The sequence below is a fragment of the Streptomyces sp. NPDC028331 genome (genome assembly GCF_055565775.1).
On sequence record NZ_JBVHTR010000020.1, the window covers coordinates 40397 to 67387 of the forward strand.

Genomic DNA, 26991 nt, shown 5'->3' on the forward strand with positions numbered 1-26991 from the left:
CACCTCATCAGCCAGGTGCCCGGTACGGGTAGTGATCCACCCCACAAGCCGGATCCCGCCGCGAAGTGCGTCCGCGTCCGTGCGGCGGGCGTGACGGACGGCGTACGGCCGAGATGCCGGACACCGGGGTCCGTGTGACGCTGGTGCCGTTGATCTTGCCGCCCGAGCACGGGAGGGGGTCACACGCGTGACTCCATGGCTTCGTCCGCCGTCCACGTTCCGCACGCTCCGCGTGGCCGTCCTGCCACCGGTGCTCACCACCACGGTCGTCTGCGGTCTGTACGGGATATCCGCCTGCGCCCTCGCGTCCGCCGAGGAGCTCCGGCCCCCGCACGGCATACGGGCCGCCTCTCACGCCCCCGGGGCCCCGCATGGCATACGGGCCGCCTCTCACGCCCCCCAGTCCGCGCACCGCGCCGGGCTCATGGCCCCCGTCCGGACCACATGCCTCACCCGAACCGCGCATCCGGCCCAGGGATCCATAGCCAGGCCCGCGGCCATCGCTCACACCCCCTCGGCCTCTTCGCCCGGTGCCTCCGCCACCGGCCGCCCAGCCACCGCCGTCCTCGCCGGCTCAGGCCCGTCGGCCGACGTCCCCACCGTGAACGCCCCGGCGAACGAGACGGCGGCCGACGGCACCGCCGCTCCCCGGCACACGGCATCCGCGATACCGACCCGCGGGCCCATACCCCCGCGCACCGCGTCCGCCGCGACCACCGGCTCAGCCCCACCCGGCCCCGAGCGGCCCCGTGGCCACGACCGGCCCCACGGTCACGAGCGGTCCCATGACGACGACGGGCCGGACCGCCACGGCAACCCCCATCGCTCCCATGGGCGGCACGACCCCGGGCACTCGCCCGCACCCGGGCGTCCCGTCGACGATCCGCCCTCCGCCGATCCCTCACCCGACTCCTCGTGGGCCGGCGACTGGGCCGGCGAGGGCAGAGTGCGGCCCGGGCGGCCGGATCCGGAACCGCCCGACGAGGACGACGAGCCCACCTACGGGGACCAGGACCCGCGGACACCGCCGGAGCTGATACCGGGTCCGGCAGACCCTGACACCGCCGGCCCGGCCACCGGTATCGAGCCGTCACTCGGCGCGGCGGACCCGGTGGAGGCCTCCCCCAGCCCCTCGCACGGCGCCGCCGGCTCCGCGGAGGCCTCCGCCTCGCAGCCCGTGGCCGAGATCCTGCCCCTCGGCAGCGGTCTGGTCCTCGTGGGCCTCGGCCTCGCGCTCGCCCTCCTCGCCCTGCGCCTGCGCCGCGAGTGACCCACGGCGCCACCGTCACCTGGCACGACCAGTGCCCACGGCGCCACCGCCACACCCCACGACCAGCGCCCGCGGCGCCACCGCCCACGCCAGTCCCCGGCGCCACCGCCCACGCCAGTGCCTACGGCGCCACCAGCAGTACCTTCCCGATGTGCCCGCTCTCCTCGAGCACCCGGTGGCCCTCGGCCGCGTCGCTCATCGGGACCTCGCGGTCCACGATCGGGCGGACGTCGCCCGAGGCGATCAGCGGCCACACGTGCTCCCGCACCGCCGCCACGATCGCCGCCTTCTCCCCGAGCGGCCGTGCCCGCAACGAGGTCGCGGTGATCGCCGCCTGCTTGCGCAGCAGCGTGTTGATGTTCAGCTCGCCCTTCACCCCGCCCTGGAGACCGATGATCGCCAGACGTCCGTTCACCGCGAGCGCCTGGACGTTGCGGTCCAGGTACTTCGCACCCATGTTGTCGAGGATGACGTCGGCACCCGCTCCGGCCGTGGCCTGCCGGATCTCCTCCACGAAGTCCTGCTCGCGATAGTTGATCAGCACGTCCGCGCCGAGCTCGGCGCAGTAGTCCAGCTTCGCCTTGGTGCCGGCCGTGACCGCGACCCTCGCGCCCACCGCCTTGGCGAGCTGGATCGCCATGGTGCCGATGCCGCTGGAGCCGCCGTGCACGAGCAGCGTCTCACCCGGGCGCAGGTGGGCGACCATGAACACGTTCGACCAGACCGTGCAGGTCACCTCGGGCAATGCCGCCGCCTTCCGCAGATCGAGCCCCTCGGGCACGGGAAGTAGCTGACCGGCCGGCACGGCGACCTTCTCGGCGTATCCGCCTCCCGCGAGCAGCGCGCACACCTCGTCGCCCACGGCCCACCCCGAGACGCCGGGGCCGAGCGCGGCGATTCGCCCGGAACACTCGAGCCCGGGGTAGGGGGAGGCCCCGGGCGGTGGGTTGTAGAAGCCCTGCCGCTGGAGGAGATCGGCACGGTTGACGGCGCCGGCCACCACGTCGACCAGCACTTCGCCCTCGGCGGGTACGGGATCGGGGACCTCGGTCCACACCAGCGCCTCGGGCCCACCGGGTTCAGGAATCGTGATCGCGTACATGAGGGGGACGCTACTCCTCACGGAAAGCCCCGCCGACTCCCCTCGTGGGGCGCGAGTGCCCTGCGCTACCGCACCGAGCCCTGCCCGGGTCATCCCTGCGCCCTACGAAGGGCCCGCACTGTTTCACGTGAAACACTCCCCGGTCCGGTCCGCCCCGGCCGGCTTCACCCCGCCAAGGCCCAGGGAAGGTCGAGGAGTTCCACTTCCTGTCCGGGATCCGCCCCACCGGGCGGCACCACCGCGAGGGCGTCCGCCGCCGCAATGCCGCGCAGCATGGCCGGGCCGTGATAGTGCAGCGGCACCGCCTGGTCGCCGCGTACGACGACGGGAATGAGCCGGGTGTCGTACGGGTGGCCGTGGACGGAGTCCTTCAGAGGCAGCGTGTACGGCTCAGGCGCCAGACGGCCGGCAAGGGCGCGCAGCAACGGCTCGGCCAGCGTGAGCAGGCCGGAGACGGCCGCGAGGGGGTTGCCGGGCAGGCCGACGAGGTGCCGGCCGTCCCGGATGCGCGCGAGGAGCATGGGGTGGCCGGGGCGGACCTGCACGCCGTCGACGAGAAGTTCGGCGCCGGCGCGGCGCAGGATGGGGTGGACGTGGTCGACGGGGCCCGCGGCGGTGCCGCCCGTGGTGACGAGCAGGTCGGCCGTCGAGGACGTCACGGCTTCGTACAGGGCATCGGCGTTGTCGCCGAGCCTGCGGACGGCCGTCACGTCCGCGCCGAGTGCGCGCAGCCACGGCGGCAGCATCGGCCCGAGCGCGTCCCGGATCAGTCCGCCCCTGGGCAGGCCCTCGGTGAGCAACTCGTCGCCCAGCACCAGCACTTCTGCGTGGGGCCGGGGCAGCGCGCGCAGGGTGTCGTACCCGGCAGCGGCGGCGAGTCCGAGGACGGCCGGGGTGACGCGGGTGCCGGGGGGAAGCAGGTGCTCGCCGGTGTGGCATTCCTGGGCGCGTGGCCGGATGTCCTGACCCTGCGGGAGGTCTCGGATGGCGTGCAGCCGTCCCTTTTCGTCGGCGCGGCCGTGTTCGGTGCGCAGGACGGCGGTGGCCTCCGGGGGGATGCGGGCGCCGGTCGCGATGCGCACGGCCTCGCCGTCGCCGAGGGGTGCCGGCTCCGCGTGTCCGGCGAGGACGCCGTGCTCCCGGACGTCCCAGGGGCCCGGTCCGGCGACGGCCCAGCCGTCCATGGCGGAGGTGTCGAAGGAGGGGAGGTCGGTGAGGGCGGTGAGGGGCGCGGCCAGAACCAGTCCGAGAGCCGCGTCGAGGGGCACGTCGACGGCCGTCCGGCGCGGAACGGCGCGGGCGGCTCGCTCGGCGACGGCGCGGGCCTCGGGCCAGGGTGTGGCGCGGTGCTTCGCGGGGGGCGGGCCGGAGGCGCCGGGGCCTGCCGGGCGGTCCTGGGTGCCGGGGTGCCGGGGTGGGCGGGGGTCGGACTCGTGCGTACGGGCCTCGGGTTCCGCAGCGGGCGGACCGGGCTCGGGGGTGCGCGGGTCCGGGTCCCGGACGAGGGCGAGGGCCTCTTCGAGGTCCCGGTCGTGCTGGTCCTGCGGTGAACGGGCGGGGCGGGCCTGCGGACGGCTCGGCTCGCCACTCTCGTTGGCCACGGCGAGCGCCTCCTGCACGTCGTGTTCCTCGGTGCCCGGGTGTCCTTCGATGCCCCGCCCGGTCATCCGGCGCCCGGCCCGTCCTCGGCGGTGTCCTCGTCCGCCCAGCGCAGGGCCAGCGCGGCGGCCTTGCGGGCGGCTTCGGCGACCGCCTCGGGGCCGCCGTTCGCCTGCGCGGCGGCGTAGCCGACGAGGAACGTCGTCAGCGGGGCCGCGGGGCGGGCGACGCCGTGCGCGGCGTCCCGGGCCAGATCGAGCAGGACGCCGGTGTCGACGTCGAGGTCGATACCCAGCTCGTCCTTGACTGCGGAAATCCATTCATCCAACACGTGCCCATGCTCCCTGATACGTGACCGGGCCGCGGCGATGTCGTCCCAGGTGTCGCAGTCGAAGGACGCGACCGGGTCGGAGATACGGGTGAGGTCCAGCCCGGCGACGAGGCGCCGCAGCGGAAGGCCGGTGAGAGCGGTGTGCTCGGTGGCCAGCCGGGCCAGTTCGCGGTGCAGTGCCGCGGTGTGGTAAGCCGCGACGAGGGGCTGGTCGCGGCCCTCGGGGTCGGTCAGCACCGCCCCTTCGGCGCCGCTCGCCCGAAGAGCGTCCAGCAGCCGCCGTACCGTCCGCGCCGTGAGGAACGGCAGGTCGGCGGAGAGTACGACGGCATGCGCGGCCGTGGTCCGCCTCAGGCCCGCTTCGAGCGCGGCGACGGGTCCCGCCCCGGGCGGCTCCTCCCGGGCCCAGACCACGCGGCGCGCGGTGGGCCGTGGGCCGGCGACGACCACGGTGGTGTCCGCGTCGGCGCACGCCGCGAGCACACGGTCGAGCAGCGCCCGTCCACCGACGCGTACGCCGGGCTTGTCGGCGCCGCCGAGACGCCGGGCGGCACCGCCCGCGAGCACGACGGCGTCGTAGCCGTCGCGGCGGCGCTCCCCGGGGGGCTGGTACGCGGTCATGCCCCGAGTATGGGCGCCGCCTGGATCAATGCCACCCCCAGGGGCCCCCGGCCGGACGCGAAGGACCGCTCACAGGGCGCCGGACGCGGGGCGTTTCCGGGGGCGGACGGCGCCCGCTCGTGTCCGGGGACGGACGGCACCTGGTCGTGTCCGGGGTCGGGCGGCGCCCGCTCGTTTCCAGGAGCGGGCGGCGCCCGGTCTCGGCCGTCGGCTCAGAGGGTGCGCAGCAGCACCGCGGGCTGTTCCACACAGTCCGCCACGTACCGCAGGAAGCCGCCTGCCGTACCGCCGTCGCACACCCGGTGGTCGAAGGTGAGCGAGAGCTGCACGACCTGCCGCACGGCCAGCTCGCCTTCGTGCACCCAGGGCTTGGGGACGATACGGCCGACGCCGAGCATGGCCGCCTCGGGGTGGTTGATGATCGGTGTGGAGCCGTCGACGCCGAACACCCCGTAGTTGTTCAGCGTGAACGTCCCGCCGGTGAGGTCCGCGGGGGTGAGGGTGCCGGCGCGTGCCGCCTCGGTGAGCCGGGCGAATTCCGCGGTGAGCGACTCGGCGTCCCGTGCGTGGGCGTCGCGCACGACGGGGACGACGAGCCCCCGCTCGGTCTGCGCGGCGAACCCCAGGTGCACCTGGTCGAGCCGGACGATCTCCCGGGCCTCGGTGTCGACGGTGGCGTTGAGTTCCGGGAACCGGGCGAGCGCGGCGGTGCAGATGCGGGCCAGGAGCGCGAGCAGCGAGATCTTCGGGCCGCCGGCCGCGTTCATCGACGCCCGCGCGCGCATCAGCTCGGTCGCGTCGGCGTCCACCCAGCAGGTCGCGTCGGGGATCTCCCGCCGGCTCCGGGACAGTTTGTCGGCCACGGCACCGCGGACGCCCTTGAGGGGGACGCGGGTACCGGCGAGGGCCGCGGGGCGCTCGGGGGGAGTCGTCTGGGGTGCGGGAGCCGTCACCGTGGTCTTCGGCGCCTCGTCGCGGGCCTCCGTGGCCCTCAGGGCGTCCTCCACGTCCGCCCGCAGGATCAGCCCGTCGGGTCCGGATCCCGCCAACCGCCGCAGGTCCAGGCCGTTCTGGCGGGCGAGCCTGCGCACCAGCGGGGAGATGACCGGGACGGGGCCGTCCGGGCGGTCCGGGACGGTGGGCCGCCGGGTGCGGTGTGGGGAGGCGGACGCGGGGGACTGGGCGGCGGGCACCGGAGCCCCGCCGGGGGGCTCGGCCGTTAGGCGGTCTTCGGACGGTCCGCCGTGCCTGGGCCTCACGCCGGGCTGCGGCGGCCGTACCCTGCGGCGGCGCGCGGGAGCGGCCGACGTGCCGTATCCGACGAGCACGTTCCCGGACGACTCCGTCGCCGACTCCGCCGGGGCGCCGACGGCGACCGTCAACAGGGGTGCGCCTACGGGCAGTTCCGTGCCCTCCTCGCCGTAGCGGGCGGTGACCACACCCCCGTAGGGGCAGGGCACCTCGACCATCGCCTTGGCCGTCTCCACCTCGACGACCGGCTGGTCGACCGCGACGACGTCCCCGACCTGCACCAGCCAGCGGACGATCTCGGCCTCGGTCAGTCCCTCCCCGAGGTCCGGCAGCCTGAACTCCAGCACCTGGGCCATCAGTTCTCCGCCTCCCACTGCAGGCGCCCCACGGCGTCCAGGATCCGGTCGACGCCCGGCAGATGGTGCCGCTCCAGCATCGGCGGCGGATAGGGGATGTCGAACCCGGCCACCCGCAGCACCGGTGCCTCCAGGTAGTGGAAGCAGCGCTCCGTCACGCGCGCGGCGATCTCCCCGCCCGGCCCGCCGAAGCCGGTCGACTCGTGCACCACCACCGCCCGGCCCGTCCTGCGCACGGACGCGGTCACCGTCTCGTCGTCGAACGGCACCAGGGACCGCAGGTCCACCACTTCGAGGTCCCAGCCCTCGGCGCGCGCGGCCTCGGCCGCCTCCAGGCACACCGGCAACGACGGACCGTACGTGATCAGCGTGGCGCTCCGGCCCCGGCGCCGCACCACCGCACGGCCGATCGGCTCGACGGCCTCGGGCTCGTCGGGGTTCCAGGTGTCCTTGGACCAGTACAGCCGCTTGGGTTCGAGGAAGACGACCGGGTCGTCGGAGGCGATCGCGGCCCGCAGCAGTCCGTAGGCGTCGGCGACGGTCGCGGGGGTGACGACGTGGAGGCCCGGGGTCGCCATGTAGTACGCCTCGGAGGAGTCGCTGTGGTGCTCCACGCCGCCGATGCCGCCCCCGTAGGGGACCCGGACGGTGATCGGCAGCGGCATGGCGCCACGCGTGCGGTTGCGCATCCGTGCGACATGGCTGACCAGTTGCTCGAAGGCGGGGTACGCGAACGCGTCGAACTGCATCTCCACGACCGGCCTGAGGCCGTACATCGCCATGCCGACGGCGGTGCCGAGGATGCCCGCCTCGGCGAGCGGCGTGTCCGTGCAGCGGTCGTCGCCGAACTCCTTGGCGAGCCCGTCGGTGACGCGGAAGACACCGCCGAGTGTGCCGACGTCCTCGCCCATGACGTGCACGGACGCGTCGGCCGCCATCGCGTCGCGCAGCGCGCGCGTGAGGGCCTGGGCCATGGTGGCCGGCTTGAGGGCCACGGTCGTCATCGCCCGGCTCCTTCCGGGCCCGCGGCCTCCGCGTCCAGCTCCGCCCGCAACTGGGCCTCCTGTTCCATCAGTTGGACGGTGGGCTCGGCGTACACGTGGGCGAAGAGGTCCCTCGGGTCGAGAGCCGGGTCCTGGTTCATGCGCGTGCGCAGGTCGGCGGCCATGGCCTCGGCGTCCTCGCGCGCGGCCCGTATCCCGTCCTCGTCGAGCAGTCCGCGGTCGGTCAACTCCCGCTCCAGCAGCACGATCGGGTCGTGGTCGCGCCAGGCCTCGACCTCCGCGTCGGCGCGGTAGCGGGTCGCGTCGTCGGCGTTCGTGTGCGCGTCGAGGCGGTACGTGACCGCCTCGACGAGCGTGGGTCCGCCGCCCGCACGCGCGTGCGCGACGGCGTCGGCGAGCACCTCGTGCACCGCGGCGGCGTCGTTGCCGTCGACCAGGCGGCCCGGCATGCCGTAGCCGACGGCCTTGTGGGCGAGGGAGGGCGCCGCGGTCTGCTTGGCGAGCGGGACGGAGATCGCGAAGCCGTTGTTCTGGACGAGGAAGACGACCGGTGCCTGCCAGACCGCGGCGAAGTTCATGGCCTCGTGGAAGTCGCCCTCGCTGGTGCCGCCGTCGCCGACCAGGGCGAGCGCGACCACGTCGTCGCCCTTCAGGCGCGCGGCGTGGGCGAGGCCCACGGCGTGCGGCAGCTGGGTGGCGAGGGGGGTGCACAGGGGGGCCACGCGGTGCTCGTACGGGTCGTAGCCGGTGTGCCAGTCGCCGCGCAGCAGGGTCAGGGCCTGGACGGGGTCGACGCCGCGGGCGACGGCGGCCAGCGTGTCGCGGTAGCTCGGGAAGAGCCAGTCGTGTTCCTGCAGGACCAGCGCCGCGGCGACCTGGCAGGCCTCCTGCCCGGTGCTGGAGGGGTAGACGGCCAGGCGGCCCTGTTTGGTCAGTGCCGTCGCCTGGGCGTTGTACCGGCGTCCGCGCACCAGCTCCGCGTAGAGCCGGCGCAGCAGCTCCGGGTCGGCCTCGGCGGCGGCCTCGGTGCCGAGGACGCGGTGAGGCCGCGCGTCGGGCAGCAGCGGTGCGGGATCGGTTCGGGGCTGCCAGGCGGGCGGCGGGGTCGGCCGGTAGGCACCCCGCTGCTCCATGACCGTCATGACGGCACCTCCTCGTGGGAGCGGCTTGCGGCGCGCCACGGGAGTGATGCGCCTCACCTACCGATTGTTCGGTCGACGGCACATTTTGGCTACAGGCCCCTTCAGGCTGTGGACAAACGGTTCTCCACACCCTGAGATGGACGCAGTACGTCCATGGTAGAGAGGCGGGGGTACATGGCATCTGAACAAATGGCCGAGCCCGCGGAGCACAGTCCCGTTCCGCCGCCCCCGCGCCCCCTCGACGCCATCGACCGGGACATCCTGCAACTGCTCCAGGCGGACGGCCGTGCCTCCATACGGGCGGTCGCCGAGCGCGTGCACGTCTCACGCGCCAACGCCTACGCGCGGATCAACCGGCTCATCGAGGACGGGGTGATCCGCGGCTTCGGGGCGCGCGTGAACCACGAGCGCGCCGGCCACGGGACATCGGCGTACATCACCCTGAAAATCGTCCAGAACTCCTGGCGCACCGTCCACGAGCAGCTCCGCAGGCTGCCCGGCGCCGCCCACATCGCCCTGGTGGGCGGCGATTTCGACGTCCTTCTGCTGGTGCACACGCCCGACAACCGGGCGCTGCGCGAGCTGGTCCTCACCCGGCTCCAGGCGATCCCCGAAGTGCTCAGCACGCGCACGCTGCTGGTGTTCGAGGAGGAGGACGTGGAGCCGGAGAGCTGAGCGCCTCGGGGGCGTCGCCTCACGACTCCTTGCGCAGCCCCCCGAAGGCGAGCCGTACGACCGCGTCGGCCACTTCCTGCTCGCCCATGCCCCGCCCGTCGGGCCGGTACCACTCCACGATGGAGTTGATCATCCCGAAGACGAGCCGGGTGGCGAGCCGCACCTCCACGTCCCCGCGCACGTCCCCGTCGGCGGCCGCCGCCTTGAGCAGCTCGGCGACCCGGTGGTCGAACTCGCGGCGCCGCTCCAGCGCCCACCGCTCGGTGCCGGTGTTGCCGCGGACCCGCAGCAGCAGCGTCACATACGGCAGTTCGGCGGTGAGCACCTCGACCATGCGCCTGACGACGTACTCCAGCCGCTCCACCGGGCGCCCCTCGCGCGCGTGCTCCTCGTCGAGGATGCCGAACAAACCGTCCAGCGCCCGGCTGACGGCCCGGCGCAGCAGCTCCTCCTTGCCGGCGACGTGGTGGTAGATCGACGACTTGGAGATCCCCGCCGCCCTGGACAGGTGCTCCATGGAGGTTCCGTCGTAGCCGCGCTCGTTGAAGACCTGCACCGCGACGGAGAGCAGGCTCTCCGGGGTGTACGTGTCACGCTTGGCGGTGGTCATGAGGTGCCCTCCCGCTTCTCGGAGGCGTACGCGTGGCGGTAGAGCGCGAGGGACGGGGCGTACCGCCCGGAGGGGTCGCGCAGGTGCAGGTCGTCCAGGACGTCGTAGGCCCAGCCGCGGCCGAGCCTGCGGCTCCACTCGAAGGGGCCGAGGGGGTAGTTGACGCCGAGGCGCATCGCGGTGTCGATGTCCTCCTCGGTGGCCACCCCCTTGGCGACGGCGTCGTGCGCGAGGTCGACGATACGGGCGACCGTACGGGCGACGATCATGCCGGGAACGTCCCCGATGACGCTGACGTCCTTGCCGAGCGCCTGGAAGAGCCCGGTGGCCTCCGCGAGGGTCTGCGCGGAGGTGTCCTGAGAGGCCGACAGGGCGATGCGGGTCGCCCTGCGGTAGTCGAGCGCCAGGTCGAAGTAGACGACGTCGCGGAACTCGACGGAGGTCTGCCCGTCGGCGAGGACGAGCTGTCCGCCGCTCGGCAGCACCAGCCGGGTGCCGTGGTCCTCGCCCTCCTCCCGGACGCCGATGCCCGCCTCGCGGATCAGCGCGAGCAGCTCGGAGGCGGGGCCGAGGTCGCCCTCGGCGACCACGTACGGGGGTGCCTGCGTCTTCTCGGCGGTGTGCGGCTCGGGCCGCTCGGCGCCGTCCGCGTAGTCGTACCAGCCGCGTCCCGTCTTGCGGCCGAGCCTGCCGGACTCGACCAGCCGCCGCTGCGCGAGCGAGGGCGCGAAGCGCACATCCTGGAAGAAGGACTCCCACACGGAGCGGGTGACGGATTCATTGACGTCCTGCCCGATCAGGTCGGTCAGCTCGAAGGCGCCCATCCGGAAGCCGCCCGACTCGCGCAGCACGGCGTCGATGGTGGCCGGGTCGGCGGCCTGTGCCTCGTACACCGCGAACGCCTCCGCGTAGAAGGGCCGCGCGATGCGGTTGACGATGAAGCCGGGGGTGTCCGCACAGGCGACCGGGGTCTTGCCCCAGGCGCGCGCCGTCTCGTACGCGCGCGTGGCCGACGTCACGTCGGTGGCGAACCCGGAGACGACCTCGACCAGCGGCATCAGCGGCGCGGGGTTGAAGAAGTGCAGGCCGACGAAACGGCCCGGGCTGCGCAGGGCACCGCCGATCGCGGTCACGGACAGGGAGGAGGTGTTGGTGGCGAGCAGGCAGTCCTCGCCGACGATGTCCTCCAGCTCACGGAACAGCTGCTGTTTCACGTCGAGGCGCTCCAGGACCGCCTCCACCACGAGCGCGCAGTCCGCGAGCTCGGCCGTGCTCCCGGCGGGCAGCAGGCGGGCGCGGGCCGCGTCGCGCTCGGCGCCGGTGAGGCGGTCCTTCTCGACGAGCCGGTCGAGGCGCGCACCGATCGCCGTGGCCGCCTCGAGGGCGCGGCCGGGGACGGCGTCGTACAGCCGTACCGGGTGGCCCGCGACCAGCGCGACCTGGGCTATGCCCTGGCCCATGGTGCCGGTGCCCACGACGGCCACGGGACTGCTGAGGTCGAGTGCTGTCATGTGCGCGATCCTCCCGCACGGAGTTGTCCACAGACGCGGCGGACCCCTTGTCCACAGATACGGCCGACACCCTTGTCCCGACCGATCGTTCGGTTACTCTAACCCTGTCCGGCTGTTCCTGCCCAGGTCACGAGCTCGAGGAAGAGCTCTCAAGACGAGGAGTTGGTCCCGCATGGCCGCCGAACTCACCGCGCACGAGCTGATCGCCCAGCACCGGCCCACCCTCGACCAGGCGCTGGAAGCGATCCGCACACGCGCGTACTGGTCCCCCCACCCCGAGCACCCCAAGGCCTACGGGGAGAACGGCAGCCTGGACGCGGCCGCGGGCAAGGCCGCCTTCGACGCGCTCCTCGGCTCCCGCCTCGACCTCGGCCAGCCCGGCACGGACGACTTCACGGGCGGCGAGGTCTCCCCGTACGGCATCGAGCTGGGCATCACCTATCCGCACGCGGACATCGACGTGCTGCTGCCCGCCATGCGCGCGGGCCAGAAGGCGTGGCGCGACGCCGGCGCGGAGATGCGCGCGGTGGTGTGCCTGGAGATCCTCAAGCGCATCAGCGACCGGACGCACGAGTTCGCGCACGCGGTCATGCACACCTCCGGCCAGGCCTTCATGATGGCGTTCCAGGCGGGCGGCCCGCACGCACAGGACCGCGGTCTGGAGGCGGTGGCGTACGCGTACGCGGAGCAGGTCCGCACACCCGGCACCGCCGAGTGGACCAAGCCGCAGGGCAAGCGCGACCCGCTGGCGCTGACCAAGACATTCAAGGCCGTCCCGCGCGGCATCGCGCTGGTCATCGGCTGCAACACCTTCCCGACGTGGAACGGCTACCCGGGCCTGTTCGCCTCCCTCGCCACCGGAAACGCGGTGCTGGTCAAGCCGCACCCGCGCGCCGTGCTGCCGCTCGCGCTCACGGTGCAGGTGGCCCGCCAGGTGCTCGCCGAGACCGGCTTCGACCCGAACCTGGTGGCGCTGGCCGCCGAGCGCCCCGGGGAAGGCATCGCCAAGACGCTTGCCGTCCGCCCGGAGATCCGGATCATCGACTACACGGGCTCGACGGCGTTCGGCGACTGGCTGGAGGCCAACGCCCGCCAGGCCCAGGTCTACACGGAGAAGGCCGGCGTCAACACGGTGATCGTGGAGTCGACCGACGACTACAAGGGGATGCTGTCCAACCTGGCGTTCTCCTTGTCGCTCTACAGCGGCCAGATGTGCACCACCCCGCAGAACCTGCTCATCCCGCGGGACGGCATCAGCACCGACGACGGCCCGAAGTCGTACGACGAGGTGGTCGCCGACCTGGCGAAGGCGGTCGACGGCCTGCTGGGCGACGACGCGCGGGCGAACGCGCTGCTCGGCGCGATCGTGAACCCGGACGTCAAGGCGCGCCTGGAGGCGGCGGCCGGGCTGGGCGAGGTCGCCCTGCCCTCACGGGAGATCGCCAATCCGGAGTTCCCCAAGGCGGTCGTCCGTACCCCGGTCGTCGTCAAGCTCGACGGCGCCAAGCCGGACGCCGAGGCCGCCTACATGAGCGAGTGCTTCGGCCCGGTCGCCTTCGCCGTCGCGGTCGACTCGGCGACGGACGCGGTGGAGCTGCTGCGGCGCACGATCAGGGACAAGGGCGCGATGACCGTCGGCGCGTACACCACCTCCAAGGAGGTCGAGCAGGCCGTCGAGGAGGTCTGTCTGGAGGAGTCCGCCCAGCTCTCGCTCAACCTGACCGGCGGGGTGTACGTCAACCAGACGGCCGCGTTCTCCGACTTCCACGGCTCGGGCGGCAACCCGGCGGCCAACGCGGCCCTGTGCGACGGGGCGTTCGTGGCGAACCGCTTCCGGGTGGTGGAGGTGCGCCGGGAGGCGTAGCAGCGGCTCAGGCGGGTGCGCCCCCGGTGGCGCTCCAGTGGTACAGCGTCATGGCCACACTGGTCGCGAGGTTGTAGCTGGAGACCTGGGGGCGCATCGGCAGGGACACCAGGTGGTCGGTGCGGGCGCGCAGCTCGGCGGAGAGACCGGAGCGTTCGGAGCCGAACGCGAGCACGGCGTCGTCGGGGAGTTTCAGCCCGCGGATGTCGTCGCCCTCCGGGTCCAGCGCGAAGACCGGGCCGGGCGGCAGTTCGGCCACGTCCAGCCGCTCCACCGCGGTCGCGAAGTGCAGCCCGGCCCCGCCCCGGACCACCGTGGGATGCCAGGGGTCGAGCGTGCCGGTCGTGACCACCCCGGTCGCGCCGAACCCGGCCGCGAGCCGGATCACGGCGCCCGCGTTGCCCAGGTTGCGCGGGTTGTCGAGGACGACGACGGGGGCGGTGCGGGGCGTGCGCCGCAGGGCCTGAAGGTTCGCCTCGCGCGAGGGGCGCACGGCGAGGGCGGCGACCCCGGTGGGGTGCGGTCGCGGCACGAGGGACTGGTACACGGCCTCCGGGACCTCGGTCAGGAGGGCGTCCAGGGTGGCCGTCACATCGGGGGCGAGCTCGCCGGCCAGGGCGAGGGCCGCACCCCGGTCGGTGGTGACGGCGACCGGCACCCGCGCGTGGAAGCGGACCGCGTGCTTGAGCGCGTGGAAACCGTCGAGCAGCACGCAGGAGCCGGCGAGTGAGCGCCAGGCGGTCAGCGGGTCGGTGCCGCCGCGGGACGGGTCGGTCATGCTGTGCAGCCTACGTGCGGCTCACGCCGGCGAGCCCGCCTGTGCGGGTTCGGGCGGCTCCTTGGTGGGCGGCCGGTGCGTGCGCGGGCGGTGCAGCGCCCGGCCGATGCGGCCCGCGGCCAGGCGCCCACGCGCGCGTGACGCCCACCCGCCCAGTCGCCGCAGGAAGGACGTCGGCAGGAACACGGAGTCGGCGGCGATCATCGCGAGGGAGAAGAACGGCAGCCCGAGCACCACCGCGATCACCGCGTGCTCGGTCATCATGCACGCGAGCAGGACGTTCTTCACGCGCCGGTTGAACAGGGTGAACGGGAACGCGACCTGCGCGGCGACCGTCCCGTAGGTCACCAGCAGCACCATCGTGCCGTGCGAGGCCAGCAGATCGGACAGGGCGGGCCAGGGCGAGAAGGAGTCGAGGTGCAGCGGGTAGTACACGGCGGTGCCGTCCTGCCAGCGCGAGCCCTGGATCTTGTACCAGCCGGCGGTCGAGTAGATCAGACACGCCTCGGCCATGATCACGAGCAGGGCGGCGTTGTGCACGAGGTTGGCGACGACGTCCAGCAGGATGCGGGGCTCACCGTCCGGCGCACGCCGGACGACGTACCACCACAGGCCCTGTACGGCCCACAGCCCCCAGAACACGGCGAGCCAGCCGGCGCCCAGCCGGCCCGCGCCCGTCGCCAGGGCCAGCGCGAGGCCGAGCACGCCCCACAGCACGGGCCCCGCCCGGTCGGGCCGGGGCCGCTCCCCACGGGCGCGTGCCGCACGGGCGCGCCGCTCACGCCGTTCGTCCAGCGACCACACCTGGCCGCAGCGCGTGAAGACCAGGTAGATCGCCATCAGATGGATGACGTTGTCACCGCCGTCGCCCATGAACACGCTGCGGTTCTCCAGGGACAGCACACCCACCATGAACAGCACGGACATCGTCCGGGTGCGCCAGCCGACCAGGAACAGGGCGCTCGAGAGCACAGCGAGGGCGTACACCGCCTCGAACCACACCTGGCCGCTCGACCACATCAGGACCGTGAAGGCGTGGTTGTCCTCGACGAGCTGCCGGGCCAGGTCCCAGCTCCACGGGCCGTCGGGTCCGTACATCTCCTGGCGGTGGGGGAACTCCCGCAGCAGGAACAGCAGCCAGGTGGCGGCGAAGCCGATGCGCACGACGGCGGTCTGCCAGGGGCCGAGGGCGGCGTCTGCGACTCGGGCGAGGCCGTGCGAGACGGACAGGGCGACACGGTTCATCAGGCACTCGCCCCCGCCCGCTCGCCCTCCGGAAGCGGCCACCAGGGCAGCTCGCGGTACACGGGCGTGGTGGACACCTGTTCGTCGCTCCACTTGGGCGGCGGCACGTTCGTGGTGCGGGAGCGGATCTGGACGCTGTCGAGGGTCTCGCCGCGGCCCGCCGCGTGCTCGCGGTCCAGGCGCACCACGGCCACGCGGCGCAGATAGGCCTCGGACAGGGCGCCGCGCAGACCCGCGGGCCGGTTGTCGCCGTCGTGCGAGGCGACGTAGAAGTCCCAGGCGCGACGGAGTTCGTTCTGCTGCGTGTGGCTCGGCAGCAGATCGCCGTGGATGGCGGCGCCGTCGAGCGCCGACAGGTCGTACCAGCCGGTCGTCCGCTCTCCGCCGTCCCCGGTGCGCACCTCGGCGCGGACCTGGATGTCGATGTTCTGCTGCAGCGGGTTGGGCGCGAACAGCTTCCAGTTCTGTTCGAACTCCGGGTAGATCCAGTCGTCGATCGCCTTGCCGTGCTCCTTCGTGAGCGTGTTCGGGGGCGCGACGTGCAGGAACACCATGCCCAGATGCACACAGGCGGTGACGGCGACGACCGCGAGCGCCAGCGCGGCGGCGATCTGGTAGCGCAGCGAGAGGGCGGCTATGCCGGTGCGGGGCGCAGGTGCCCGGGACGCGGGTTCCCGGGAGGCTGCGGGCTCGGCGGGAGGGGGGTGCGCCGTGTGCCCCTGTTCCTCCCACTCCCCGGGTAGGTCCGCCGCGGCGTCCTCGGGCAGGGCGGACACCGGGTCGGCACAGTCGCCCGGCCCATCCCGCCGGCCGTCCGGTCCCTCGTCGTACGCGTCCATGCCGCCCCGTCTCCCGAGCCTTCCTGCCGTGGTGCGGTCCCCGTGCCACCGACCGGGCCACCAGCCGCCGTGTCCGCCGCGGGCCCGCGGGTCTCCTCACCCGTTCGCAGCACGCCCGGCACGCGCACCCGGAACGGTACTCAGCCCCGCCCGTCCCGCACAGCCCAATCGGCACAGCCGCCGGACGGTCGCCGCGGGTTGTCCACAGCGGTTGACACCCTACGGCGCCCCGCCCCACCATTGAATCGGCCGAACCGAACGATCGGTCGGGAGAAGGCGAGTGGTCAGGGGGACCCCATGGCGACAGCAGCAGAGCACCGGACGACCCGCGCGGACGGCACAGAGACGGACGCGACGGCGTACGAGGTGGCCTTCGACGCCGCCGTGGCCGCCGACGAGCGCATCGAGCCACGCGACTGGATGCCCGACGCCTACCGGGCCACCCTCGTCCGGCAGATCGCCCAGCACGCGCACTCCGAGATCATCGGCATGCAGCCGGAGGCCAACTGGATCACGCGCGCTCCCTCACTGCGCCGCAAGGCGATCCTGATGGCCAAGGTCCAGGACGAGGCGGGCCACGGACTGTACCTGTACAGCGCCGCGGAAACCCTCGGCACCAGCCGCGACGAGCTGCTCGACAAGCTGCACTCGGGCCGCCAGAAGTATTCATCGATCTTCAACTACCCGACGCTGACCTGGGCGGACGTCGGCGCCATCGGCTGGCTGGTGGACGGCGCCGCGATCACCAACCAGGTCCCCCTGTGCCGCTGCTCCTACGGGCCGTACGCGCGCGCGATGGTCCGCATCTGCAAGGAGGAGTCCTTCCACCAGCGCCAGGGCTACGAACTCCTGCTCACCCTCAGCCGGGGCACACCGGAACAGCACGCGATGGCGCAGGACGCCGTGGACCGCTGGTGGTGGCCGTCCCTGATGATGTTCGGCCCGCCCGACGACGAGTCGGCGCACTCCGCACAGTCGATGGCATGGAAGATCAAGCGGCACTCGAACGACGAACTGCGCCAGCGCTTCGTCGACATCTGCGTCCCCCAGGCCGAGTCCCTGGGCCTCACCCTCCCCGACCCGGACCTGAAGTGGAACGAGGAGCGCGGGCACTACGACTTCGGCCCCATCGACTGGACGGAGTTCCGGGAGGTCCTCAAGGGCAACGGCCCCTGCAACGAGCAGCGGCTGACCCAGCGCAGGCAGGCACACCAGGAAGGCGCCTGGGTACGGGAAGCGGCCGCGGCACACGCGGCCAAGCACAACGGCGGAACGGGAGCGCAGCACGCATGACGAACACCGACTGGCCCCTGTGGGAGGTCTTCGTGCGCTCACGCCGCGGCCTCTCGCACACCCACGCCGGCAGCCTGCACGCCCCGGACGCCGAGCTGGCCCTGCGCAACGCGCGCGACCTGTACACCCGGCGCGGCGAGGGCGTCTCGATCTGGGTGGTGCCCTCCACCGCGATCACCGCGTCCTCACCGGACGAGAAGGACCCGTTCTTCGAGCCGGCCGCCGACAAGCCGTACCGGCACCCGACGTTCTACGAGATCCCGGAAGGGGTGAAGCACCTGTGACCGTCACCACGCACACCGCGGCCGCCCTGTCCCTCGGCGACGACGCCCTGGTGCTCTCGCACCGCCTGGGGGAGTGGGCAGGCCACGCACCGGTACTGGAGGAGGAGGTCGCCCTCGCCAACATCGCCCTCGACCTGCTGGGCCAGGCCCGGGTGCTGCTGTCCATGGTGGGCGACGAGGACGAGCTGGCCTACCTGCGCGAGGAGCGCGCCTTCCGCAACCTGCAACTGGTGGAACAGCCGAACGGCGACTTCGCGCACACCATCGCCCGCCAGCTGTACTTCTCCACCTACCAGCGGCTCCTCTACACCGAACTCGCCGCAGGAGACGGCCAGTTCGCGGGACTGGCCGCCAAGGCGGTCAAGGAGGTCGCCTACCACCAGGACCACGCCGAGCAGTGGACGCTGCGACTCGGCGACGGCACCGACGTGAGCCACGAACGGATGCGTCGCGCGTGCGAGGCGCTGTGGCGGTTCACGGGAGAGATGTTCCAGCCGGTGGACGGTGTGGACATCGACTGGACCGGCATCGAGCAGGCCTGGCTCGACTCGGTCGGCGACGTCCTGCGCCGGGCCACCCTCGAGGTCCCCCAGGGACCGCATACCGGAGCGTGGACCGCGGGCGCGGGACGGCAGGGCCTGCACACCGAACCCTTCGGGCGGATGCTCGCCGAGATGCAGCACCTGCACCGCAGTCACCCGGGGGCGTCATGGTGACGGCCACGGCCCTCGAAGCGGAACTGCGCCGGCTCGCCGGCTCCGTCCCCGACCCCGAGCTGCCCGTGCTCACCCTTGAGGAGCTGGGCGTTCTGCGGGCCGTCCACCTGCGCGGCACGGACGCGGTGGAAGTCGAGCTGACCCCGACGTACACGGGTTGCCCCGCGCTGGAAGCGATGTCCGTGGACATAGAGCGGGTGCTGCGCGAACACGGCGTGCGGGAGGTCGTGGTCCGCACGGTCCTCAGCCCCGCCTGGTCGACGGACGACATCTCCGAGGAGGGCCGCCGGAAGCTGAAGGAGTTCGGGATAGCGCCCCCTCGCACCCGCGGACGGGAGCAGTCCGGCCCGGTCCCGTTGCAGCTCGGCCCCACACGGACGGCCGCGGAGGTCTTCGCGGCCGATGCCCCCGTGCGCTGCCCGTTCTGCGGCTCCGCCGAGACCGAGCTGCTGAGCCGTTTCTCGTCCACCGCGTGCAAGGCGCTGCGCCGCTGCCTCGCCTGCCGTGAGCCGTTCGACCACTTCAAGGAGTTGTGATGGCCCGGTTCCACCCGCTCCCCGTGGCCTCGGTCGAGCCGCTCACCGACGACTCCGTGGCTCTGACCTTCACCGTGCCGCCCGCACTGCGCGAGGAGTACCGGCACGCGCCCGGACAGCACCTCGCGCTGCGCCGCACCGTCGACGGCAGGGAGATACGGCGCACGTACTCGATCTGCTCCCCGGCTCCGGCACCGGACGAAGAGGGGCCGCACACGCTGCGGGTCGGAGTGCGGCTGGTCGAGGGCGGAGCCTTCTCCACCTACGCGCTCAAGGAGATCGCCCCCGGGGACGAGCTGGAAGTGATGACACCGGCGGGACGCTTCACGCTGGAGCCGGCACCCGGGGTGTACGCGGCGGTGGTCGGCGGCAGCGGCATCACCCCCGTGCTGTCGATCGTGACGACGCTCCTGGAGCGGGAACCCGGAGCACGGTTCTGCCTCATACGCAGCGACCGCACGACGGCCTCGACGATGTTCCTCGAGGAGGTCGCCGACCTCAAGGACCGCTACCCCCAGCGGTTCCAGCTCGTCACGGTGCTCTCCCGGGAGGAACAGCAGGCGGGACTGCCGTCCGGGCGGCTCGACCGGGAACGGCTCACCCGGCTGCTGCCGGCGCTGCTGCCGGTGGACGACGTCGCCGGCTGGTTCCTGTGCGGACCGTTCGGGCTGGTGCAGTCGGCGGAACGGGCACTGCGCGAGCTGGGTGTGCCGCGGACGCGGATCCACGAGGAGATCTTCCATGTGGACGACGTGACCGTGACCACCTCGGCGGCCGCCACCCCCGCGCACAGCACGGTGACCGCGCGCCTCGACGGACGCGGCGGGACCTGGCCCGTGCACGACGGTGAATCACTGCTGGAGACAGTGCTGCGCAACCGGCCCGACGCCCCCTACGCCTGCAAGGGCGGGGTGTGCGGCACCTGCCGGGCCTTCCTGGTCTCGGGCAAGGTGCGGATGGACCGCAACTTCGCGCTCGAACCGGAGGAGACGGATGCCGGATATGTGCTGGCCTGCCAGTCGCACCCGGTCACGGAGACGGTCGAGCTGGACTTCGACCGGTGAGCAGCCCCCGGGGGCTGCTCACCGAGCACTCCCGGGGGAGGGCCTGCCCGCGGACGGTTCCGCGGACCGTTCCCTTCTTCTAGAACCTGTTCTATCTTGACGCTCCGTCAGATCAGCGGATCCGCCAGGAGGACAGGCCGTGGACTTCACCTTCAGCGAGGAGCAGCAGGCGGCGGTCGAGGCCGCGAGGGCCGTGTTCACCGGGACCGCACCGGACACGGTGCCCAGCCCCGCGCTCACCACCGGCGCCGTCGCCGACGACTTCGACCGGGCGCTGTGGGCGCGACTCGCGGACGCGGACCTGCTGAGCCTGCTGCTGGACGAAAAGTACGGCGGCGCGGGTCTCGACGCGATCGCCCTCTGCCTGGTCCTACGGGAGTCGGCCAAGGTACTCGCACGGGTACCGCTGCTGGAGAACACGGCCGCGGCAGCCGCCCTGCAGACCTACGGCACCGCGGAACTGAAGGAGGAGGTGCTCGCACGGACCGGCCGGGGAGAGACCGTCCTCACCGTCGCCGCACACGGCCGGACCGGACACGACCCCGCCGAACTCGCCGTGGTGGCCCGCCGGGAGGGCGACACCTGGGTGCTCGACGGAACACAGACGGCCGTGCCCTGGGCGTACAACGCCGACGCCGTCCTCGTACCGGCCCACACCCACGACTCCGGCCGCACCGTCCTCGCCCTGGTCCCGCGGACGCACGAGGGGGTCGTACTGGCCGAACAGCTCTCGACGACCGGAGAACGTCTCGCCGAGCTGCGACTGGAGTCGGCACGAATCGCCGGGCGGCACCTGCTCGACGCCGAGGGGGCCTGGGAGTGGCTGCGCCTGCTGCTCACCACCGGGACATGCGCCCTCGCGCTCGGCCTCGGCGAGGCCGCACTGAGGATGACGAGCGAGTACGCCGGCAAGCGGGAACAGTTCGGCCACCCCATCGCCACATTCCAGGCCGTCGCCGTACAGGCCGCCGACCGGTACATGGACCTGCGCGCCATGGAGGCCACACTCTGGCAGGCCGCGTGGCGGATCACCGCCGGCACCGCGGGAGCACTGCCGGCGGCCGGCGACGTGGCCGTGGCGAAGATCTGGGCCTCGGAAGGCGTACGACGCATCGTGCAGACCGCGCAGCATCTGCACGGCGGCTTCGGCGCCGACACCGAATACCCCCTGCACCGCTACCACGCCTGGGCCAAACACCTGGAGCTCTCACTCGGCCCCGCGGCGGCACACGAAGAGACACTGGGCGACCTGCTGGCGGCACACCCACTGGGCTGAACCGGGCAGCCCGCCGGGAACACTCCCGGCCGGACTACGCCACATCGTCCCCGGCCCGGGCTACAGCACGACGCCGGGCCGACCGTTCACGTCCACGACAGGACGGCCCTCGGCGGCCCAGACCTGCATGCCGCCGTCCACGTTCACCGCATCGACGCCCTGCTGGACCAGGTACATCGCCACCTGGGCCGAACGGCCACCGGAGCGACAGATCACATGGACCCGACCGTCCTGCGGCGCCGCCTGCGTGAACTCTCCATAGCGAGCGACGAACTCGCTGAGGGGAATGTGCAGCGCCCCCTCGGCGTGACCCGCCTGCCACTCGTCGTCCTCACGGACGTCCAGCAGGAAGTCGCCGTCCTTGAGGTCTGAGACCCCGACCGTGGGCACACCAGCTCCGAAATGCATACCCCGACGCTACCCGACGCCGACGTGCCTGCCACCGTGGGACGGCCACGACCTGCTCAGCCGCGCAGCGCCGCCAGCTCGGCTTCCTTCTGCGCCACCTGCGCGAGCAACTGCTCGGCGATCTCCTCCAGCAGAGCGTCGGGGTCGTCGGGGGCGAGCCGGAGCATCGAGCCGATCGCGCCCTCCTCGAGCTCCCGGGCCACCAACGTGAGCAGCTCCTTCCGCTGGGAAAGCCACTCGAGACGGGCGTACAGCTCCTCGCTGCGGCTCGGTCGGCGCTCCTGCGGCACCGGGCCGGCGGCCCACTCCTCCAACAACTCCCGCAGCAAGGCCTCGTCACCTCGGGCATAGGCGACATTGACCCGGGCGATGAACTCGTCCCGCCGTTTGCGTTCGGCCTCGTCCTGGGCGAGGTCCGGGTGGGCCTTGCGGGCCAGCTCGCGGTAGAGCTTGCGGGCCTCCTCACTGGGACGGACGCGCTGCGGGGGCCGTACGGGCTGATCCGTCAGCATCGCCTGCGCCTCCGGGAACAGTCCGTCGGAGTCCATCCAGCCGTGGAACAGCTCCTCCACCCCCGGCATCGGCAGAACCCGGGCACGTGCCTCGTGAGCAAGGCGTATGTCCTCCGGGTCCTGCGTGCGGGCGGCCCGCGCCTCAGCGATCTCCGCGTCCAGTTCCTCCAGACGCGCATACACGGGGCCGAGCTTCTGGTGGTGCAGCCGGGAGAAGTTCTCGACCTCCACACGGAAGGTCTCCACGGCGATCTCGTACTCGATCAACGCCTGCTCGGCGGCCCGCACGGCCCGCTCCAGCCGCTCCTCGGGCCGCGCCCCGGCACCCGCGCCCTCACCCGAGCCGCCGCCCTCGGCGACCGGCTCCTCGGCAGCGGACAGGGACTCGCTCTGCTCGGCATCGGGCGTCGTCACCGCACCAGCGTAAGACACGGGCGGAAGGGCGCCCGGCCGGGCGACCGAAGGCGCAGCCGGCAACGGACGGCACTCGAGGTCCCCTGGTCCTCACCCGTCACCGTCTTGGGGCCCTGTGATGGGGCACTCGGCGCCGGGGCGATGTTCCTCTTCGCCATGCTCGGTGACGGAACGCGGGCATCCTGGGGGCCCCTCCCCCCTCCCCCCCACCCCGCCCCTCCCTCCTGCTCACACGGCCGAAGTCACCGGTCAGCGAGCCGCGGCCATACCTCCCTCAGACGCCCGGCTCCGCCGCGATCCGCCCGCTCCGCACCGCCGCCACCAGCTCCTCGTGGTCCGCCTCCGTGCGGTCCGCGTAGGCCACGGCGAACGTGGCTATCGCATCGTCCAGTTCCTCGCTCTTGCCGCAGTAGCCCGCTATCAGGCGCGGGTCGGCGCTGTGGCTGTGGGCACGGGCCAGGAGGGCTCCGGTCATGCGGGAGTAGTCGTCGATCTGGTCGGCGGCCAGGGCGGCCGGGTCGACGCTGCCCTTGCGGTTGCGGAACTGCCGCACCTGGTAGGGGCGTCCGTCGACCGTCGTCCAGCCCAGCAGGATGTCGCTGACGACCTGCATGCGCTTCTGCCCCTGGACGACCCGGCGTCCCTCGTGCCCCACCTCCGGCACCGGGTGGCCGGCCGTGGCCAGGTGGGGCAGCAGCGCCGACGGACGGGCCTCCTTGACCTGGAGGATCAGCGGTTCGCCCCGGTGGTCGAGAAGCAACACCACATAGGAACGGGTGCCCACGCTGCCCGTGCCGACCACGCGGAACGCCACGTCGTGCACCGCGTACCGGGCGAGGAGCGGCAGCCGGTCCTCGGGCAGCGTCGTCAGATAATCCTCCAGTGCTGCTGCGACTGCCTCCGCCTCCGCGTCCGGTATGCGGCGCAGCACCGGTGGCGCGTCCACGAAGCGTCGGCCGCCGCCCTCGACCGGCTCCGTCGCCTTCGCCGCGAACCGTCCGCTCGTGTTGGCCCGTGCTTTCTCCGAGACCCGTTCGAGCGTGCCGAGCAGATCGTGGGCGTCCGTGTGGGAGACGAGTTCCTCGTCCGCGATGGCGTTCCAGGCGTCGAGGACCGGGAGTCTGGCCAGCAGGCGCATCGTGCGACGGTATGAGCCGGCCGCGTCGTGTGCCGCCTGACGGCACCGTTCCTCGTCGGCCCCCGCCTCGCGGCCGGCGAGCACCAGGGAGGCGGCGAGGCGCTTGAGGTCCCACTCCCAGGGGCCGTGCACCGTCTCGTCGAAGTCGTTCAGGTCGATGACCAGGCCGCCGCGGGCGTCCCCGTACAGGCCGAAGTTCGCCGCGTGCGCGTCGCCGCAGATCTGGGCGCGGATGCCGGTCATCGGGGTGCGTGCGAGGTCGTGGGCCATGAGGCCAGCCGAGCCGCGCAGGAACGCGAAGGGTGTGGCCGCCATTCTGCCGACGCGTATCGGCGTGAGTTCGGGCAGGCGGCCGCGGTTGGACTCCTCGACCGCGGTGACCGCGTCCGGGCGGTCACCGTCCGGCACCAGTTCGGCGTGGGCGCGGCGGCGCACCCGTGTGCGCAGTGCCTTGCCTTCTTCCTTCGGTGAGCCCTCGACCGGCCACCGCGCAAAGCCCCGCACCGCGGAGATCCTGGCCGCCTGCCGCGGCTCCGCCGTCCCCACTCCAGCCTCGACCTCGGTCACACCGATCGTCTCCCCCGCTGTCCCTGCAGCCGTGTGAACATCAACTGCGACGACCGTACAGGTCGGGCGTCGAGGGGTGTCAGGGCCTGTGGACAACTCCGCGGCTGTGGAAAACCTCGCGGTGCCGAGAACCGCGCCGGGGGATGGCCAGTGAGCCGCGCCGCCCGCCGCGCTCACGCGCCGTGAGATACCTCACGCGCCCAAGCTCCGCGTCTCCCACCTCGGCTGTGCGATACGTCACATCCGGCGCATACAACGACGAACGGGTCTCGCCAGGACTTCCGTCCTTGGCAGAGACCCGTTCGTCGGTTTCTCTGTCTGTGCGCGAGGGGGGAGTTGAACCCCCACGCCCTTGCGGGCACTGGAACCTGAATCCAGCGCGTCTGCCTATTCCGCCACCCGCGCATTGGGTGTGTCCTCCGGCTCCGGCCCTTTCGGCCCGGCGCCTTCCGACACCCAGAACATTAGCACGCAGGAGAGGGTGGGTTCACATCCCTTTCCCCCGGGGCCCCGGCCCCGCCGCGAAAACCACGCCCCGACCAGCGACTACACCGAACCCCCAGCCCCGGCCCCTCCCCGCGCACCCACGACCCGCCCCTCACCGAGCACCCCACCAAGCACCCCCACCAGCTCCCACCGCCACCTCTCACCCCGTCACCGGTCACGGATCACGGATCACGGGTGAGAGGTCACAGGTCACCCATGAGCCACGCCCCGACGACAGCCGACACGCCCCACCCCACCCCACCGCCAGCCCCACTCCCGGCCCAGCCCCAAGCAGGCGACCCCCCTCCCCGGCCCCGCCCGCGCCCCTCCCACAGCCCACCCCGCCCCCAGGCCCCACCGCCCCGCCAACGTCTCAGGGTGTGTCTGTTCACGTATCAACCTCGTACCGGTCCCGCCCATCTCTCCAGGAGGCGGGCGGGGTCCACAGTCGGGTGCGGGACACTGGTCTTCGGCCGCCTCTACGATCCATGCCGGGAGTACCACCGCGGAGTGCTCGCAGGAGCGCATCGAGGACTACGTCAAGGAGTACGCCCGGGAGGTGTTCGAAGAGGCCGTCCGAAGGGAAATCCGGAGGCGTCGACAACCGTCGACAGGGCCGATGGGGGGAACCAGCCGATTTTCCGGCGCGTGGATACGATCAGTAAGCAGTACCAGGTAAGCAGTACACAGGACGGCAACGACGGAGGAGGTGCCCCATGGGAGTCCTGAAGAAGTTCGAGCAACGCCTCGAAGGTCTGGTCAACGGCACCTTCGCCAAGGTCTTCAAGTCCGAGGTCCAGCCCGTGGAGATCGCCGGCGCGCTGCAGCGCGAGTGCGACAACAACGCGACCATCTGGAACCGCGACCGTACCGTCGTCCCCAACGACTTCATCGTGGAGCTGAGCGCACCGGACTACGAGCGCCTCAGCCCCTACTCCGGCCAGCTCGGCGACGAGCTCGCCGGCATGGTGCGCGACTACGCCAAGCAGCAGCGCTACACGTTCATGGGCCCCATCAAGGTCCATCTGGAGAAGGCCGACGACCTCGACACCGGCCTGTACCGGGTGCGCAGCCGTACGCTCGCCTCCTCCACCGATCAGCAGGCTCCCGCGCAGGGCGGCTCCTCCTCACGCCCCGGCGGTTACGGCTACCCGCCCTCCGCCGCGCCCGCGGGCGCTCCTCCGATGCCGTCCGCGCCGCCGCCCGGAGCGCGCCCCGGCGGATACGGCTATCCGCAGCCCGCAGGCCAGCGGCCCGGCGGCGCCCCGGTGCCCGGCGGCCGCACCCGCTACTGGATCGAGATCAACGGCACCCGCCACCAGATCTCCCGCCCGACGCTGGTGCTGGGCCGCAGCACCGACGCCGACGTGCGGATCGACGACCCCGGCGTCTCCCGCCGGCACTGCGAGATCCGGACCGGAACGCCCTCGACGATCCAGGATCTCGGGTCCACCAACGGCATCGTGGTGGACGGGCAGCACACCACCCGCGCTACGCTCCGCGACGGCTCGCGGATCGTCGTGGGCAGCACCACCGTTATCTATAGGCAAGCCGAAGGGTGAAGCGGGGGCAATGTCAGAGCTGACCCTCACGGTCATGCGGCTGGGTTTCCTGGCCGTACTGTGGCTGTTCGTGATCGTGGCCGTGCAGGTCATCCGGAGCGACCTGTTCGGTACGCGTGTCACCCAGCGCGGCGCGCGCCGCGAGGCCGCACGGCCGCAGCAGACCGCCCGCCAGGCGGCGCCCCCGCCGCAGCGCCAGCAGCCGAGCGGCGGCCGCCAGCGCCGCGGGGCCCCCACCAAGCTGGTCGTCTCCGAGGGCTCGCTGACCGGGACCACGGTCGCGCTGCAGGGCCAGACCATCACGCTCGGCCGTGCCCACGACAGCACCATCGTGCTGGACGACGACTACGCCTCCAGTCGGCACGCCAGGATCTACCCCGACCGCGACGGCCAGTGGATCGTCGAGGACCTCGGGTCCACCAACGGCACGTACCTCGACCGGACCCGGCTGACGTCCCCCACACCGATTCCGCTGGGCGCGCCGATCCGCATCGGCAAGACCGTCATCGAGCTGCGGAAGTAGTACGAAAATGAGCG

Annotated in this window: 25 protein-coding genes and 1 tRNA gene; 11 read left to right on the forward strand and 15 right to left on the reverse strand. The window is 72.6% G+C overall.

The annotated features are described in order from the left end of the window. Positions 1-187 precede the first annotated feature (187 nt). Positions 188-1270: a hypothetical protein gene (locus ACZ4SW_RS26490; protein ID WP_468250613.1), complete on the forward strand. Its 1083-nt coding sequence runs from the start codon at positions 188-190 to the stop codon at positions 1268-1270. A gap of 121 nt (positions 1271-1391) precedes the next feature. Here ACZ4SW_RS26490 and ACZ4SW_RS26495 read toward each other — a convergent pair whose 3' ends face one another. The 6 genes from ACZ4SW_RS26495 to pdhA form a co-directional block, all read right to left on the reverse strand. Beyond that, complete coding sequence (locus ACZ4SW_RS26495; protein ID WP_468250615.1) at positions 1392-2372, reverse strand: NAD(P)H-quinone oxidoreductase; 981 nt, start codon at positions 2370-2372, stop codon at positions 1392-1394. Positions 2373-2536: 164 nt separating this feature from the next. Then, positions 2537-4039 (reverse strand): molybdopterin molybdotransferase MoeA, encoded by a 1503-nt coding sequence (locus ACZ4SW_RS26500; protein ID WP_468250617.1) that lies wholly within the window; start codon positions 4037-4039, stop codon positions 2537-2539. After that, a complete protein-coding gene (locus ACZ4SW_RS26505) occupies positions 4036-4923 on the reverse strand; it encodes an NTP transferase domain-containing protein (protein ID WP_468250619.1) in 888 nt (295 codons plus the stop codon). The genes ACZ4SW_RS26500 and ACZ4SW_RS26505 overlap by 4 nt, the downstream gene beginning before the upstream one ends. A gap of 212 nt (positions 4924-5135) precedes the next feature. Beyond that, the gene (locus ACZ4SW_RS26510) at positions 5136-6530 is read right to left on the reverse strand and encodes a dihydrolipoamide acetyltransferase family protein (protein ID WP_468250620.1); all 1395 of its coding nucleotides are present in this window, start codon (positions 6528-6530) and stop codon (positions 5136-5138) included. After that, positions 6530-7534, reverse strand: a complete 1005-nt coding sequence (locus tag ACZ4SW_RS26515; protein ID WP_468250622.1) for an alpha-ketoacid dehydrogenase subunit beta — start codon at positions 7532-7534, stop codon at positions 6530-6532. Before ACZ4SW_RS26515 ends, ACZ4SW_RS26510 begins: the two co-directional genes overlap by 1 nt. Continuing rightward, on the reverse strand, positions 7531-8676 hold the full coding sequence (pdhA, locus tag ACZ4SW_RS26520) for a pyruvate dehydrogenase (acetyl-transferring) E1 component subunit alpha (protein ID WP_468250624.1): 1146 nt from the start codon (positions 8674-8676) through the stop codon (positions 7531-7533). Before pdhA ends, ACZ4SW_RS26515 begins: the two co-directional genes overlap by 4 nt. A gap of 189 nt (positions 8677-8865) precedes the next feature. On the opposite strand from pdhA, the gene ACZ4SW_RS26525 reads away from it, so the two are divergent. After that, positions 8866-9351 (forward strand): Lrp/AsnC family transcriptional regulator, encoded by a 486-nt coding sequence (locus ACZ4SW_RS26525; protein ID WP_468250790.1) that lies wholly within the window; start codon positions 8866-8868, stop codon positions 9349-9351. A gap of 19 nt (positions 9352-9370) precedes the next feature. Here the strand turns inward: ACZ4SW_RS26525 and ACZ4SW_RS26530 are convergent, their stop codons facing one another. Further along, positions 9371-9961 carry a TetR/AcrR family transcriptional regulator gene (locus tag ACZ4SW_RS26530; protein WP_468250626.1) on the reverse strand — a complete coding sequence of 197 codons (591 nt, stop codon included), beginning with the start codon at positions 9959-9961 and terminating at the stop codon, positions 9371-9373. Then, a complete protein-coding gene (locus ACZ4SW_RS26535) occupies positions 9958-11472 on the reverse strand; it encodes a 3-hydroxyacyl-CoA dehydrogenase (protein ID WP_468250627.1) in 1515 nt (504 codons plus the stop codon). The genes ACZ4SW_RS26530 and ACZ4SW_RS26535 overlap by 4 nt, the downstream gene beginning before the upstream one ends. A gap of 172 nt (positions 11473-11644) precedes the next feature. Between ACZ4SW_RS26535 and paaN the strand changes: the two genes are divergently transcribed. Then, positions 11645-13336, forward strand: coding sequence for a phenylacetic acid degradation protein PaaN (gene paaN / locus ACZ4SW_RS26540; protein WP_468250629.1), 1692 nt, complete (start codon positions 11645-11647; stop codon positions 13334-13336). A 7-nt stretch (positions 13337-13343) separates the two neighbouring features. Here the strand turns inward: paaN and ACZ4SW_RS26545 are convergent, their stop codons facing one another. The 3 genes from ACZ4SW_RS26545 to ACZ4SW_RS26555 are packed head-to-tail and all read right to left on the reverse strand — an operon-like array spanning position 13344 to position 16198. Next, positions 13344-14114: a TrmH family RNA methyltransferase gene (locus ACZ4SW_RS26545; RefSeq protein ID WP_468250631.1), complete on the reverse strand. Its 771-nt coding sequence runs from the start codon at positions 14112-14114 to the stop codon at positions 13344-13346. Between the two features lie 21 nt (positions 14115-14135). Beyond that, positions 14136-15359, reverse strand: a complete 1224-nt coding sequence (locus ACZ4SW_RS26550; protein ID WP_468250633.1) for an HTTM domain-containing protein — start codon at positions 15357-15359, stop codon at positions 14136-14138. Beyond that, complete coding sequence (locus tag ACZ4SW_RS26555; RefSeq protein ID WP_468250634.1) at positions 15359-16198, reverse strand: DUF5819 family protein; 840 nt, start codon at positions 16196-16198, stop codon at positions 15359-15361. The genes ACZ4SW_RS26550 and ACZ4SW_RS26555 overlap by 1 nt, the downstream gene beginning before the upstream one ends. 297 nt (positions 16199-16495) lie before the next feature. On the opposite strand from ACZ4SW_RS26555, the gene paaA reads away from it, so the two are divergent. The 6 genes from paaA (at position 16496) to ACZ4SW_RS26585 (ending at position 21367) form a co-directional block, all read left to right on the forward strand. Beyond that, the gene (paaA, locus tag ACZ4SW_RS26560) at positions 16496-17491 is read left to right on the forward strand and encodes a 1,2-phenylacetyl-CoA epoxidase subunit PaaA (RefSeq protein WP_468250636.1); all 996 of its coding nucleotides are present in this window, start codon (positions 16496-16498) and stop codon (positions 17489-17491) included. Beyond that, positions 17488-17775 (forward strand): 1,2-phenylacetyl-CoA epoxidase subunit PaaB, encoded by a 288-nt coding sequence (paaB, locus tag ACZ4SW_RS26565; RefSeq protein ID WP_189706842.1) that lies wholly within the window; start codon positions 17488-17490, stop codon positions 17773-17775. Before paaA ends, paaB begins: the two co-directional genes overlap by 4 nt. Next, complete coding sequence (gene paaC, locus ACZ4SW_RS26570) at positions 17772-18491, forward strand: 1,2-phenylacetyl-CoA epoxidase subunit PaaC (RefSeq protein WP_468250638.1); 720 nt, start codon at positions 17772-17774, stop codon at positions 18489-18491. Before paaB ends, paaC begins: the two co-directional genes overlap by 4 nt. After that, the gene (gene paaD / locus ACZ4SW_RS26575) at positions 18485-19027 is read left to right on the forward strand and encodes a 1,2-phenylacetyl-CoA epoxidase subunit PaaD (protein WP_468250640.1); all 543 of its coding nucleotides are present in this window, start codon (positions 18485-18487) and stop codon (positions 19025-19027) included. Before paaC ends, paaD begins: the two co-directional genes overlap by 7 nt. Further along, positions 19027-20091 carry a 2Fe-2S iron-sulfur cluster-binding protein gene (locus ACZ4SW_RS26580; RefSeq protein ID WP_468250642.1) on the forward strand — a complete coding sequence of 355 codons (1065 nt, stop codon included), beginning with the start codon at positions 19027-19029 and terminating at the stop codon, positions 20089-20091. Before paaD ends, ACZ4SW_RS26580 begins: the two co-directional genes overlap by 1 nt. 139 nt (positions 20092-20230) lie before the next feature. Next, entirely contained in the window at positions 20231-21367 is a 1137-nt protein-coding gene (locus tag ACZ4SW_RS26585; protein ID WP_468250644.1) for an acyl-CoA dehydrogenase family protein, read from the forward strand. Between the two features lie 60 nt (positions 21368-21427). On the opposite strand, the gene ACZ4SW_RS26590 is transcribed toward ACZ4SW_RS26585, so the two are convergent. The 4 genes from ACZ4SW_RS26590 to ACZ4SW_RS26605 all read right to left on the reverse strand — a co-directional run bounded on the left by ACZ4SW_RS26590 (position 21428) and on the right by ACZ4SW_RS26605 (position 24811). Continuing rightward, positions 21428-21757 (reverse strand): rhodanese-like domain-containing protein, encoded by a 330-nt coding sequence (locus tag ACZ4SW_RS26590; RefSeq protein WP_468250792.1) that lies wholly within the window; start codon positions 21755-21757, stop codon positions 21428-21430. A gap of 74 nt (positions 21758-21831) precedes the next feature. Beyond that, entirely contained in the window at positions 21832-22701 is an 870-nt protein-coding gene (locus ACZ4SW_RS26595; protein WP_468250646.1) for a J domain-containing protein, read from the reverse strand. 274 nt (positions 22702-22975) lie between these two features. After that, positions 22976-24406, reverse strand: coding sequence for a DUF2252 domain-containing protein (locus tag ACZ4SW_RS26600; protein ID WP_468250647.1), 1431 nt, complete (start codon positions 24404-24406; stop codon positions 22976-22978). A 321-nt stretch (positions 24407-24727) separates the two neighbouring features. Next, positions 24728-24811, reverse strand: a tRNA-Leu gene (locus tag ACZ4SW_RS26605). A 797-nt stretch (positions 24812-25608) separates the two neighbouring features. Here ACZ4SW_RS26605 and ACZ4SW_RS26610 point away from each other — a divergent pair. Both ACZ4SW_RS26610 and ACZ4SW_RS26615 read left to right on the forward strand, forming a co-directional pair. Further along, positions 25609-26454: an FhaA domain-containing protein gene (locus ACZ4SW_RS26610; protein ID WP_468250648.1), complete on the forward strand. Its 846-nt coding sequence runs from the start codon at positions 25609-25611 to the stop codon at positions 26452-26454. Between the two features lie 10 nt (positions 26455-26464). Further along, positions 26465-26977: an FHA domain-containing protein FhaB/FipA gene (locus ACZ4SW_RS26615; RefSeq protein ID WP_403617157.1), complete on the forward strand. Its 513-nt coding sequence runs from the start codon at positions 26465-26467 to the stop codon at positions 26975-26977. Positions 26978-26991: the final 14 nt, after the last annotated feature.